Here is a 13,008-nt window from a genome sequence, read left to right on the forward strand (position 1 = left end):
CACGTCAAACATTTAACTGGCAGCCCACCGGACCGGGACTGCTGCAGGATATGCGTGAGGCGGGTTATTTTTCGCGTTGATTCCGCACCGCCTCTTGCAGGAAATCAATAAACGCGCGGCTTCTTGCGGGAAGAAAACTCCGTTCCTGGTAGAGCAGCGCGATCTCAAGGGGTGCGGGAGCGAGTTCAAGCTCAATCACTTCTAACTGCCCACTTCGAATATAAGGCTCACAAGCCTGCGCTGAAAGGATGGCAAACCCGATGCCTTTCAGTGCAGCTTGCATCGCCATCTCACCACTGTCGACACGGAAAGGACTCTGCACATTGATGTGTCGAAATCCTTTGCCAGTGGTTATAAATTGCCACGCTTGCCCCTGAAGTGCACTTACGGTGGTGATGCAGGGCAGAGCCAGCAATTGTTCTGTATGCGTTGGTCTGGTGTATTTTTGCAGTAAAGTCGGCGCCGCAACAATGTGGCAGGGTAATGAAGCCAGCGGTCGAGCTATGACATCACTGCTGGCGCGCGTGCCGCGACTGATATCAATGACAACATCGCAGTCATCCCACAGTGCCTCTGCTCCCTGCAGGCTGGTAGTACAATGGAGTTCAATTCTGGGATATCGCAGTGCAAAGTCAGCCAAAAGATTGCCGAAGATCACCGGCCCGACTCCATTCGGTAAACATACGCGTAGCAGCCCCTCCGGCTCAGTTTGTGCGTGGCTTAATCTGGCTTCCGTCTCATTCACCGAGTCCAGCAGTGGTCGCATGCTGTCAAAAAACATCTGCCCTGCTTCAGTAAGCTTCATTTGACGCGTACTTCGCTGTATGAGTCGCATCCCTAATCGTTCTTCCAGCTGCGAAATCTGGCGACTCACATTCGATGCAGGTATATTCAAGGCACGCGAACCGCCGATAAAACTGCCCTTCTCTGCAACGGTGACGAATACCCGCAAAACATTTAAATCGATTCTACTGCGCATCGATTATCCCATTTTTGATAATTAATCCTCTCACTTTATCGCTCTAATCATAATGATGCACGGGCAATAGACTAGGCCTCCTGTAACTTAATGGAGCAAACTATGCCTGTCCTCACTCCGCAATCAGGTTCATTCGCTGTGATCCGCATCGCTGTGATTATCGCTTTTGTTCAATTCACGAATGCCCTCGAATACATGATGTTTAATCCGCTGTTTGCCTACATGGCGTCTCAATTTTCAGTGCCTGTCACTTATGCAGGTTATGTCACGGGGACCTACACCCTGGGTTCAGTGCTATCCGGGTTATGTATTTGGAAATGGATTGACCGCGTTAACGCCAAACGGTTTTTACTGTGGAATATGGCGCTTTTAGGCGCTCTGACGGTGCTGATCACCTTCACGAGCGATTATACCCTGCTGCTGGTTCTACGATTTATGGCGGGCTTAGTGGGAGGAACAACCATGGGTGTGGGGATGAGTTTATTAATCAGCCTCGCGCCAGCGGCCTTACGAGCACGGATGATTGCCACCGTCATTGCCGCTTTCTCTGTGGTCAGCATTGCAGGGATGCCGACCATGCTGTTTTTGAGCACACATTTCGGCTGGTATAGCGCAACGAGACTCATTGGTTTGCTGTGCCTGATAGCTTTGCTTCTTATTGCCGGGTTTATTCCTGATGCCCCGCGCAAAATCGCCCCTAAATCATCGATAACAATGACGCCAGAATGGTTGTTTTTCGCCAGCGGGAACGCCATCGCGCAATTCACTCCTATGCTCATCATTCCTGCTTTAGTGCCTTTATTGACCCAACACATGCAGGCTGTGAACGCCTCGCTGCCCATGCTGTTCTTCATCGGTGGCATCGCTGGGTTGATGGCGACAAAGCTTACCGGAAAGCTATTGGCTCACTGGTCCAGCTACACCTTAGCCGTTGTCTCAACGCTGATATTACTGGTCAGCATGCTGCTTCCCGTGACAGGTTTGCATGCCAGCGCATTATTTATGGGGCTGTTTCTGAGCGGGGCTTACGGACGATTGGTGGTGGTGTCGTGTGTGACGACGAGGTTTCCAAATGAGGCCAGTCGGGCTGGTTTCCTGTCCCTGCAAACGGCGCTGATGTCATTGAGTACCACCCTCGCCTTTTTTGTTTCGGCCATGACTTTTGATATAGCAGCGCCACTTCCGATCATATTCTGGGTGCTGGTTGCCGGCAGCGCATTACTCTTGCCACCGCTGATTAAGAGGATGGAAAAAAGGTTAGCGAGACGTGAGGCCTGAGGTGATAAAGGTAGCGGCAGAATCGATCGCCCAGCTAAAAGTTTAGCTCTGGTTCGATAAACTCTGCCGCGAGGGATTAGCCAAACGGCTCTTCGCGTGCCAGCAAGCGTGCTATCACGTTAAGCGCACCTTCGTCGTTATTGCTGTCGGTTTTATAACGCGCAACAGCGGCCACGGGCGCGGCTGCATTGGCCATCGAAAAGCTGTAGCACGCCTGACGCAGCATTTCGAGGTCGTTTGCGCTGTCGCCAATGGCCAGCACTTCGCAATCGTCGATGCCCCATTTTTCCTGTAGCAGCGCGATGCCATGTGCTTTATGGCAACCTGGAATGATCAGATCGACAAAGCCAAAACCGCTGGAGACCGGATGCATAATGTTTTCAATCGCGCCCAGTTCTTTGTGCAGACGATCCATCAAGGCATCCACCCCTTCGTGGGCCAGATTCAACGAAAACTTAAAGATGGTGTCATCGATATCGTAGAGGTTGTCGCGCTTTTCCAGCCGATGATAGTGATTCGCCAGCATCGCAATCACTTCCTCCGGCATTGAGGTGTGCACATAAGCGCCATTGCGACCGCACACCACGGTGCTGATATTCGGCTCTTTAGCCAGAATATCCAAAATTTGATGGACGCGTTCTGGTGCCAGTTCGCCGCAGAAGATCTCTTCATTGCTGTCTGACACCCAGGCACCGTTCTCGGCGACAAAGGCGATTTCATCTTTGATATCCGGGAAGTAGCGTTGTAACTGGTAATACTGATTGCCACTGGCGACCACAAAACGAACGCCCTTCTCTTTCAACAAGGCGTACTGGCGCGCAAAACGCTGGGCGTTGTACTGTTTGTTGTCATCGAGAAAAGTCCCATCCATATCCACCGCAATCATTTTTACTGCCATCTTGCTCTCCCGTATCGTTTGACCAGCATTCCATCCTGCTGTGAAAAGGTTTTCATAGAGCTTACTCGCGGTGTGGATTAATGAGAATGGTAATAATGAGATTGTTAACCGCTTTCAGAGATTTCCAGTGCCATCTTTTACTGCAAATCCGCCCCTTTTTCCCTGATCCAGACACAGAACATCTCTGCCATGTCCTTTGCGTAGTCGAGAATCTCCGCCTCAGTGCGCGGTGTTTCGGAAAAATGCTTGCCCACGTTACCCAATGTGCTGTTGATCAGGTCCGCAGCGCGCAGACGTTGTTTCTCTTCCAACTGGGGCAATAACTCATACAGGAAGTCACTCATCACGTTTTCACCCGCCGCGCGCGCGGCTGCCACTTCCGGTGCATCACGGTATAACGGCGCTGCATCGTTAAGTGCGGTCCGCATTGCCGCTTCTTCACACTCTGAGTGCAAGAAAGCGAGCGTGAGTTGGTGCAGACGTTCACCCGCAGGCACATCCTGATTGCGCAGGATCGATCCTAAAAGATCGCCGGTACGTTGCCATTCCTCACTTTGTAAGCGGAAAAGGATAGCCGCTTTATTGGGAAAGTATTGATACAACGATCCAATACTCACACCAGCACGCTCCGCCACACGAGCCGTGGTAAACCGCGTGGCGCCTTCCTGTTCCAAAACCTGAGTAGCGGCTTGCAAAATCGCCGAAACCAGCTCGCTGGATCGCGCTTGTTGCGGCTTTTTTCTCTCTGAAATCTTAGCGTTACGGCGTTCAGCCATCTGATGCTCCTGAACACGAATAGTGAAATGCGAATGATTCATCGTATTCTGTTCGCACAGATTAATCCACGGAGAATCACCATGAATACCTTAACTTCCGCGCCATTGGCGCCGCTGCTTAACTACCTGTTCGAACTGGCCGACAATATGGCGCATCCGACCAATGAAGCCTTCCGCATCATGTCCGATGAAGAGCAAAATCGCCTGTTGCAGAGCAAAACAGATTATCTCGAACTCTATGGTCATCTGAAAAATGTGCCACTAGCGGTGTCGCGTGAAACCGGCAAGTTGCTGTACATGCTGGCACGCAGCAGCAAGGCGCAGTCGATAGTGGAGTTTGGCACATCCTTTGGGATTTCAACGCTGCATCTCGCGGCAGCGTTACGCGATAACGGCGGCGGAAAGATCATCACCAGTGAATTTGAGCCGGGAAAGGTGGCGCTGGCGCGCAATCATTTTGCCGATGCGGGCGTAAGTGATTTGATTGAAGTGCGCGTGGGTGACGCTCTGCATACGTTGAGCCGCGACCTGCCTGCTGCCATCGATATGCTGGTGCTCGATGGCGCCAAGGCAATTTACCCTGAGATACTGGCGCTGGTTGAACCACATTTGCGCCCTGGTGCGCTGATCGTCGCCGATGATGCGGATTTCAGCCCCGAATATCTCGAACATGTGCACAGCGGGCGTGGCTATCTGTCGCTGCCTTTTAACGACGGCGTTGAAGTGTCAATGTGGCTCGGACGTTCACAGTAATCAGCACCCAGAGCCTGTGCTCTGGGTGATTTTTATTTCCGATACTGCGCTTCGACCCGTTCCTGCTTGATCTTGGCATCAATGGAGAGTTCTGCGGTGGGGCGGAGCAACAGGCGAGCCAGGCCAATGGGATCGCCCGTATCACGACAGTAGCCATATTCGCCTTGATGGATGCGCTGCACTGCCGCATCAATTTTTGGTAGCAGCCGACTTTCACGATCGATCTGGCGAAACAACAAGCGCAGTTCTTCTTCGCGGATCGCTTTGTCCGCTTCATCCCCTTGCTGTTCACTGCGTTGCAGCTGCGTTTTCAGGTAGTCGATATGTTCGAGCAGTTCCTGCCGCTCAAAACGCAATAAGCGCAAAAAATAGTCACTTTGGTGAGGATTCATATACTCTTCTGGCGGCATACTGAGAAGGTTTTGCTGCTCGGCTGCTGTGGGTTTGGTCATGTTGAAATTCCTTAACAGCTTCGTGTTAATGTTATATCGTCACATTTCAAATTATTCATTGAGGTTGCTGCGATGAAGACCACTGTTCCTCTGTTGCTTATCGCCATAGCATCGGCAAAAGCAGGTGCCTTTCAGGCAAAGATTGATACGTTAAAACTGGCGCAAAAGCCGGATACCGCAGTGGCCAACGTCGATTTGACGCAGCCTCTGGCGACGGCGGAAGTGCATGCGGCGCTGTTAAAGCCCGTATCCGGCTGCCAGTGTCCGTTCTGTACGCAAATGCGTGCGCTGGCAGGCTAACTCAGGCGGATACACGCGCCACGCGCTGCGGCCAGGGATCGGCAAATTCACCGCCGCTTTGCCACCATGCAAGCTCCTCTTCATTGAGAAAGCAGCGTTCTAGGGCGGCGCTGAAAGCTTTCACTTCATCCGGCTCACCAATCACCGTTAAACTGCAGCGCCGATCGCCAAATCGCCCCGGCATTTTTGCCACTGCCTGTTCGACCGCCGCACGCTCCTCTGCCGTCAGCGGACTATCACGATGATTCAGAATTCCCGCTTTCCAGTAACTGATAAATTCCAGACTGATGCTGCCGGTGGCCTGATTCCACAACAGCGCTAAATCATCACGCGTCGGCAACCAGAAAAAGCCTTTACTGCGATAGATGCCCGCGCCCATATAGTGGTGGCAGGTATCCCACAATCGCTGCGGATGGAATGGACGATCGTCGTGAATCACTTCGGAAGTCATTTGCCACGCACCGGGATCAATGGCATCCACCTCATCCGCTAATTCTTCAATTAACTGCGCGACCCGCCCGAAATCGTAGGACGGCATCGCCATGAGTTCACTCAGAGAGAGGTTTCCCCGCGATACCGCCATCACTGCCACATAGGGATTGAGCGGATGAATGGCCTGGGCAATGCGGGTAATGCTGGAAGACGGCAGCCGATCATTTTTGGTGAGCAGCAGATGGCTGCAAAACATGATTTGTTCTGCCAGCAGATTCTCGATGCGCCGCTCGTGACGAGTCAGATTGGCCTGCAAACGAGGAATCAGCGCTTCGCCCTGCTGGTAATCGTCATTCAGCATCACGCTGTCGACCAGCGATAAGAATCCATTGAGTTGCACTTCGGCATGGTCGCGGAAATAACGCACCAGCGGCAACGGATGGCTGCTGCCAGAGGTTTCCAGCAGGATCAGATCCGGGCGATGTGCGTTGAGCATCGACTCAAGTGCGGCATCGAGTTTTTCGATACCCGTTCGGCTGCTGATGCTGTCGGCTGAGAGCGTTATGAAATTATGTTTACTGGCGTTGACGATTTCAGTATTGGCAATCAGCACGCCATCAACGTCCAGTTCGCTCATATCATTGACGATAACGCAGACCGCGAGTTGCTGTTTGTGCGCCTGAACCAACAGACTTTTTAAAAGCGTTGTTTTGCCTGCACCCAGAAAACCGTTGAGAATGGTGAGGGGGATTTTTTGCATCGTGACCTCTTGCTGCCGCACTTTGCGGCGTGGGTTTGCCATCCATGGCGTCATGCCGTTCCGTTAAACCAGGTTGTGCCAAAGTACCCGCTGGGGAACTGCGCTTCGCTCAGGCAGAAATATGTGGCCGGGCGCTCAGTTCATTGCACCGTCAACGATCTGCCTGGTTCCTCGCGTTTATCTTCCTCAGTGAAACCAGGGTTCAAACGGGTCCGGATATTCGGCCCAGTTTTCCGGGCCCTGCGCCATCTCTTCGTCAGTCAGCAGCGCATGTTCCAACTGGTTGCGCAGACGGGCCTCATCCATCTCAATACCAATAAACACGATTTCCTGACGCGCATCGCCAGTGCCCTCGACCCAGTTCTGCATGATGTATTCCAGCGTCTCGGGATCTTCCGGCCAGCGCTCTTTCGGCGCGCTTGCCCACCACATGCCTGCTAAGCCCTGACGCGTCACGCCACCGGCCTGTGACCATGAACCGGCATAATGAGGACGACTGGCGAGCCAGAAGAAGCCCTTAGACCGCACCACGCCTTGGAGATCGCCTTCGATAACGCTGGCGAAGCGGGTAGGATGAAAAGGACGACGGGCGCGAAACACGAAGTTTCGAATGCCGTACTCTTCGGTTTCCGGCGTATGTGAACCGCGCAGTTCTTGCAACCAGCCGGGAGCTTGTGAGGCCGCATCAAAATCAAATAAACCGGTATTCAGCACTTCCTTCAGTGCAACCTTGCCAAACTCAGAAGTCACCACGCGTGCGCGCGGGTTGAGAGAATGCAATATCGCCAGCAAGCGGGCTTTTTGCGCTTCATCAATCAGATCGGTTTTGTTCAGAATCAACACGTCGCAGAACTCAATCTGATCCACCAGCAGATCCACTACCGTGCGTTCATCTTCTTCACCCAGCGATTCACCACGGGATTTGATGCTCTCGTTGGATTCGTAATCGCGCAGGAAATTGAAGCCGTCCACGACGGTCACCATGGTGTCCAGCGCAGCGACTTCCGATAAACTCTGTCCGTCTTCATAGGCAAAGGTAAAGGTTTCCGCCACCGGAAGCGGCTCGGAAATACCGGTAGATTCGATAACCAGGTTGTCGAAACGGCCATCTTTTGCGAGGCGATCGACCTCCAGCAGCAGATCTTCACGCAGCGTGCAGCAGATGCAGCCGTTACTCATCTCGACTAACTTCTCATCGGTGCGCGACAACTCCGCCCCGCCCTCACGCACCAGGGCGGCATCGATATTCACTTCTGACATATCATTGACGATCACTGCCACGCGGCGACCTTCGCGATTATTGAGAATATGGTTAAGCAGCGTGGTTTTGCCCGCGCCGAGAAAGCCGGAGAGGACAGTAACCGGCAACTTTTTAAAATTCGTGGATAATGATGACATTGCAACTCCTTCAACATGACAAGTGCAGGTGCGGTGACATGCCACACCAAACGTTATAATTGATATGTTATAACATAACAATTACGGTTGTCATTGCGTCGAAGAAAGATTGTTGTTTAAGGTTAATAAAAAGCGGGCCGTTTCGGCCCGCTATAAAGCATTACTTGTTATCGGGATAGCTTAGATCGATCGCTTCATCCGGTAACTTAGTGAATTTTTTCACGATGGTGCGGAAGTCGGCGTTAGGCGTCAAATCGGCAAACTGTTGCGGATAAAGGTCTTTTGCCAAAATTTCCATCCCCACGATATTGTAAGGGTGGTTATAGAAATGATGGTACACGCCATAAACACGGCCATTCTTCACCGGCTCGATCTGTGCCAGACCGGTACGTTTCAACAGTGTCTGGAAAGTGGCATTCACCTCTTTCGGCTGCACGCCGTAGCCGAATGGCAGCACGTTGGTGTTAGGACGTTTTGAACCGGTCATGATGTAAACATCCGGTTTCATCGCAATAATTTTTTCCAGAGCGATAAAGCCCACGTTGCCCGGCAACAGCTCGGAACCAATATTCTTACCCCCTACGGCTTCGACTAATCCGCCCCAGCCATTGTGACTGTGAGTGAAGCAGCAGTTATCGCTGTTACCGGCAATCGGCTCAATAAACACCGTCGGTTTGTTCTTCACCTCAGCGACGCCTTTGGTGATGCGATCAAACCTCTGCTGATAGAAATCGGTATAGGCCTTAGCCTGGCTCTCCCGGTTCAACACTTTGCCCAACAGCGTGACGCTGGGTGCCGTGTTTTGCGCGGGGTGCAGTTCATAATCTACAAACACCACGGGAATATGCAGATTATTCAGCGTACTCAATACACCTGACTGTTGCAGCGCCGGTTTCGCGCGCAGTTGGGCAATCATCATGTCGGGCTTTTGCGCCAGCACGCTTTCCAGATTGACCTGGCCCTGGTCGCTGAAGCCCATATCGACAATTTTGGTCGCTTCAGGCCATTTGCCTTTCAGCAGATCCCAGGTTTGGGTGTCTTGTTTCTTCGGCAGGTTATTCCACGCCACCACACGCTTGAACGGGTCATCACGATCCAGCAGCGCCAGCGTCAAAATATCGCGGCCATCCTGCAGGATAATGTGTTGCGGTTCTTTAGTGATGGTTTGCGTGTTGCCGTCCATATCGGTGACGGTTAACGGGTAAGTGGTAGCCGAAGCCGCCGTGGAAGCCAGTAATCCCATTGCCAGTAGCAGGCGCGTTTTCATCCTAAAACTCCGTGGTAAAAAGAATAGTTATTATTATCAATTACCTTAACACAACCTTAAGGGCTGAAAATAAACGCCAGGACAATGGGTTGTAACCGAGTATTAATGTTGAGTGATGAAGGTTGGATGGCAGATGGCAGATGGCAGATGGATTATCCATTCCCTGCCGGCAGCCCGCAAGCCGCCGCAGCAGGGAAATGCGCGTCAGGTGAAATCGGACAGCTTCTGCCCGGAGGTAATCAACTCCTGCAACAGCATCTGCCGACGCTCTTGCGACGTATCACGGCTCACCATAAAGCAGATCGCCGCCACCGCCTGGCCGCTGCGTGAGCGAATCGGCGCGGCCATACAGCAGGTAAAGCTTTCGGAGAGCCCTTCCGTCATGCAATAACCCAGCTTACCAGCATGGTGGATTTCATCGAGAAACGCCTGCTTATCGAGAATCTGCCCGCTGGCGAGACGGTAATCTTCTTCTGGAATCAAATCGAGGATCGCGCTATCAGACCAGTTACTGAGCAGTAAACGCCCAGTCGCGGTCCAGGTAATGGGCACGCGTACACCGATATCTGAGGTGATCTTGAAGGGGTGCGCGTTGCTGCTCTCGGACAGCACCACCGTGTACTTGTTGCCCTCCAGCATACAAAGCTGCACAGTTTCGCCATGGCGCGCCACAATCTCGACCATCAACTGATGCGCGCGCCGGATCAGATCGTTGTGCGCCATGTAATCCGCACCGTAATAGTGCATCTCGCGACCGAAAAACACCGCACCATCTGCATCTAATTCCACCAGCCCGGCTTCACTGAGCAAACTGACCAACTCATAAACGCTGGATCGGGGTGCGCCAGTGGCATCGATCAAATCGCGCATCGCCATCGGCTGACGGGCAATATGCAACTGACGGAAAATATCAATAACCCGGTCAACACCGCGCGCCCGTGACGGTTTTTCATCCGGCATACGCTTACTCCCCTGTTGCATTGGTGCGATTGGAATACATGAAAAAAGAAAAGCATCATACACCCCAACGCAACAATTACCCATCCCCGTAAAAATAAAAATTAGTCACTGACGTTATATTATGGCGATCTATTTTGGGGCCTCGTTTTGGCGCAACGATTTTTTACTGACATTAAAAATGTTCGACGAAGGTCACATTCTTATTAAACGAACACTCCGCAATAAATTTATTTTGCGATCCCGACTACATCACAAAAAATTAAATAGCCGATCACATATTGCAAAAGCAAATCCACTGTGCAAATCTTGCCCTATCCGGTATTGCAGATTTAAGTCTGATATATCGGACAGACTAACAACTCCAGAAATGAGGCAATTTGCATGACGATAAAACGTTATGGCATTGAAGGCGGGACCGGCACTGGCGGGCAAATGTTGCCCTTCGCCCGTGCGGTAGAGGCCGATGGCTGGCTGTATATCTCAGGCCAGACGCCAATGCGCGACGGTGAGGTAGTGGAAGGCGGTATCATCGAACAAACCCAGTTAGCATTTGATAACTGCCTGACCATCATGCGCGAGGCAGGTTATCGCGTGGAAGATGTGGTACACGTCACAGCCGTGCTGACCGACGCACGCTACTTCAGTTCCTTTAATAAAGTATTCAGTGAGATATTCAGTGGAAATCCACCGGCACGCATTTGCAGCGTGCAGGATTTAGTGGTCGACTGCAAAGTGGAAGTGGATATGAAATGCTTCCGCGCCGATCGTAAATAATTATTACGGTTAAAACAGGCTGACGATCTTTTATTTTCTTCGCCCACACCAGGACAGCCTGTTATTAATTGATGCTTTTCATTTTGCTGTGAAATATCGGTGTTACGCCGACTCATAACCATTTTATAGAGAGCATAAAATGAACACAACATCGCTTAAATTCGGCGCCGCTGCGCTGGCATTACTGGTTTTAGCTGGCTGCACACCCACCGAAGAAAAAAAAGAGGCTGGCGCCGCACCGCAATCGGCCCTGCAGAACGTACTGCAACGCGGCACGCTGCGTGTCGGTGACTGCCTGAGCTTTGCCCCCTTTGGTTTTTATGACAAAGACGGCAACCCGGATGGTTATGACGTTGATTTGGCTAAAGCACTGGCCAAGGAGATGGGCGTGAAACTGGAGATGGTGAATACCACCAGCGCCAACCGTATTCCTAACCTGCAAACCAATAAAGTCGATGTGGTGTTCTGTAACTTCACACGCAATCTTGAACGCGCCAAAGAGATCGGCTTCACCAACCCGTATGTGGTGGCCAGTGAAGCGATGCTGGTGCGCAAGAACAGCGGTATCCAATCTGCGCATGATATGGCAGGCAAAACCATCGCCACAGTGAAGGGTTCAACCAATGGGGATGAAGTCCGTAACCTCGGTATTGATGTGAAAATTCAGGAATACGACTCATCGCAAGCCGCGATCCTCGCGGTGAAGCAAGGTCAGGCCGATGCGATGATCGAAGACAACAACTTCCTCGCCTATCAGGCCAAGCTCGATCCGACGTTAACCGTGACCAACGAAGCGCTGGTACCACTGGAATATAACGCCTTCGGTGTGAAACAGGGGGATCAGGTGTGGACCAACTATCTGAATGAATTCCTGTTTGAGATTAATGCATCGGGTGAAAACGCCCAGCTGTATCAGAAATGGTTCGGTAGCAAGCCACGTTACCCGCTGAATCCGCAATATTGATTGATGTGCGGCGCGGCAGTTGATGCCGCGCCGTTCGAAGGAGTCAAACCATGAGTTATCAATGGCTAACCCTCTGGCGCTATGCCGACACCTTTCTTGAGGCCGCATGGCTGACACTGCAGGTGACATTGCTGGCCTTCGTGCTGGCGGTAGCATTGGGTTTATTGTCGGCATTAGCGAAATCATCGCCTGTTGCTCCCCTGCGCTGGATCAGTCACTGCTACGTCGAGTTTATTCGCAACACGCCGGTGCTGCTGCAAATTTTCATCATCTTCTTTGGCCTGCCCTCGCTGGGCATCACCATGAGTGCCTTTACCGCCGGTGTGCTGGCGCTGGGCATCAACGTTGGCGCTTACTTGTCTGAAACCTTTCGTGCCGGGATTCAATCGGTGCCAAAAGGTCAGCTCGAAGCCGCTTATATTCTCGGCATCCCGCGTCGGCAAATCTTTCTCAGCGTGGTGCTGCCGCAGGCGGCACGCGCCGTATGGCCGGCGATCATCAACAACCTGATTCAGCTGCTGCTCGGTACTTCGCTGCTTTCTGCGATTGCCCTGCCAGAACTGACCGGCACCGCCACGGTGATCAACGCCCGCACTCTGCTGTATATCCAGACCTTTAGCGTGGTCGCGCTGGTCTATCTGGTGCTGAGCAATCTGTTCTCCTGGCTGGGCACGGTGGCAGGACGGCGCATGTTCCACCCGCCGCTGGTGACCCCGGTAAAAAAGTCCGCCTGGTGGTGGGCAAAAAAATGGCTGACTAATCCAGTGAAACAGGAGAATGCGCTATGAGCGAGCTTATCATCAGCTCTTTCCCCATCCTGCTGAAAGGACTGGGTATCACGCTGTTGCTGTCCATCGCCGCCATTATCGGCAGCACGTTACTGGGCTTACTAAATAAAACTGCTTCTCACCGCTTACGGTGAAAGAGGGGGTTTTCTCGTTATGAAAAGGACAGCACGCGTGATAGTTCTTACCCTGCTTTTTCAGCTTAACGCGGGCATCGATAAGATCCACGATA

Annotated in this window: 14 protein-coding genes and 2 pseudogenes; 7 read left to right on the forward strand and 9 right to left on the reverse strand. The window is 52.2% G+C overall.

Features of this window, described 5'->3' with window-relative positions:
* Positions 1–64: 64 nt before the first annotated feature.
* On the reverse strand, positions 65–979 hold the full coding sequence (locus H7A81_RS20275) for a LysR family transcriptional regulator (protein ID WP_182058537.1): 915 nt from the start codon (positions 977–979) through the stop codon (positions 65–67).
* 102 nt (positions 980–1,081) lie between these two features.
* Here H7A81_RS20275 and H7A81_RS20280 point away from each other — a divergent pair, with 102 nt between their 5' ends.
* Complete coding sequence (locus H7A81_RS20280; RefSeq protein ID WP_182058538.1) at positions 1,082–2,257, forward strand: MFS transporter; 1,176 nt, start codon at positions 1,082–1,084, stop codon at positions 2,255–2,257.
* A 76-nt stretch (positions 2,258–2,333) separates the two neighbouring features.
* Here the strand turns inward: H7A81_RS20280 and H7A81_RS20285 are convergent, their stop codons facing one another.
* Entirely contained in the window at positions 2,334–3,155 is an 822-nt protein-coding gene (locus H7A81_RS20285) for a Cof-type HAD-IIB family hydrolase (protein ID WP_182058539.1), read from the reverse strand.
* Between the two features lie 137 nt (positions 3,156–3,292).
* Complete coding sequence (locus tag H7A81_RS20290) at positions 3,293–3,931, reverse strand: TetR family transcriptional regulator (RefSeq protein ID WP_182058540.1); 639 nt, start codon at positions 3,929–3,931, stop codon at positions 3,293–3,295.
* An 81-nt stretch (positions 3,932–4,012) separates the two neighbouring features.
* On the opposite strand from H7A81_RS20290, the gene H7A81_RS20295 reads away from it, so the two are divergent.
* Positions 4,013–4,684: an O-methyltransferase gene (locus H7A81_RS20295; protein ID WP_182058541.1), complete on the forward strand. Its 672-nt coding sequence runs from the start codon at positions 4,013–4,015 to the stop codon at positions 4,682–4,684.
* A gap of 32 nt (positions 4,685–4,716) precedes the next feature.
* On the opposite strand, the gene dksA is transcribed toward H7A81_RS20295, so the two are convergent.
* The gene (gene dksA, locus H7A81_RS20300; RefSeq protein ID WP_182058542.1) at positions 4,717–5,136 is read right to left on the reverse strand and encodes an RNA polymerase-binding protein DksA; all 420 of its coding nucleotides are present in this window, start codon (positions 5,134–5,136) and stop codon (positions 4,717–4,719) included.
* Positions 5,137–5,208: 72 nt separating this feature from the next.
* Between dksA and H7A81_RS20305 the strand changes: the two genes are divergently transcribed.
* The gene (locus H7A81_RS20305) at positions 5,209–5,436 is read left to right on the forward strand and encodes a hypothetical protein (protein ID WP_034822387.1); all 228 of its coding nucleotides are present in this window, start codon (positions 5,209–5,211) and stop codon (positions 5,434–5,436) included.
* A 1-nt stretch (position 5,437) separates the two neighbouring features.
* Here the strand turns inward: H7A81_RS20305 and H7A81_RS20310 are convergent, their stop codons facing one another.
* The 4 genes from H7A81_RS20310 to H7A81_RS20325 form a co-directional block, all read right to left on the reverse strand.
* A complete protein-coding gene (locus H7A81_RS20310) occupies positions 5,438–6,628 on the reverse strand; it encodes a GTP-binding protein (RefSeq protein ID WP_182058544.1) in 1,191 nt (396 codons plus the stop codon).
* Between the two features lie 186 nt (positions 6,629–6,814).
* Positions 6,815–8,026, reverse strand: a complete 1,212-nt coding sequence (gene zigA, locus H7A81_RS20315; RefSeq protein WP_182058543.1) for a zinc metallochaperone GTPase ZigA — start codon at positions 8,024–8,026, stop codon at positions 6,815–6,817.
* 160 nt (positions 8,027–8,186) lie between these two features.
* Entirely contained in the window at positions 8,187–9,293 is a 1,107-nt protein-coding gene (locus H7A81_RS20320) for an ABC transporter substrate-binding protein (protein WP_034822383.1), read from the reverse strand.
* A gap of 204 nt (positions 9,294–9,497) precedes the next feature.
* Positions 9,498–10,253 (reverse strand): IclR family transcriptional regulator, encoded by a 756-nt coding sequence (locus H7A81_RS20325; protein WP_034822379.1) that lies wholly within the window; start codon positions 10,251–10,253, stop codon positions 9,498–9,500.
* 381 nt (positions 10,254–10,634) lie between these two features.
* On the opposite strand from H7A81_RS20325, the gene H7A81_RS20330 reads away from it, so the two are divergent.
* From H7A81_RS20330 to H7A81_RS20345, 4 genes and pseudogenes are all read left to right on the forward strand, one after another.
* Positions 10,635–11,027: a RidA family protein gene (locus H7A81_RS20330; RefSeq protein ID WP_058960439.1), complete on the forward strand. Its 393-nt coding sequence runs from the start codon at positions 10,635–10,637 to the stop codon at positions 11,025–11,027.
* A gap of 139 nt (positions 11,028–11,166) precedes the next feature.
* Positions 11,167–11,991: a transporter substrate-binding domain-containing protein gene (locus H7A81_RS20335; RefSeq protein WP_034822375.1), complete on the forward strand. Its 825-nt coding sequence runs from the start codon at positions 11,167–11,169 to the stop codon at positions 11,989–11,991.
* A gap of 50 nt (positions 11,992–12,041) precedes the next feature.
* Entirely contained in the window at positions 12,042–12,779 is a 738-nt protein-coding gene (locus H7A81_RS20340; protein WP_045833600.1) for an amino acid ABC transporter permease, read from the forward strand.
* Positions 12,776–12,883 (forward strand): annotated as a pseudogene (locus H7A81_RS20345) (amino acid ABC transporter permease); the annotation flags it as partial. The gene H7A81_RS20340 and the pseudogene H7A81_RS20345, both read left to right, overlap by 4 nt.
* Before the next feature lies 1 nt (position 12,884).
* Here the strand turns inward: H7A81_RS20345 and H7A81_RS20350 are convergent.
* Positions 12,885–13,007: pseudogene (locus H7A81_RS20350) on the reverse strand (CHC2 zinc finger domain-containing protein); the annotation flags it as partial.
* Position 13,008: the final 1 nt, after the last annotated feature.

The sequence above is a fragment of the Pantoea sp. ME81 genome (assembly GCF_903970985.1).
GTDB lineage: Bacteria > Pseudomonadota > Gammaproteobacteria > Enterobacterales > Enterobacteriaceae > Pantoea > Pantoea communis.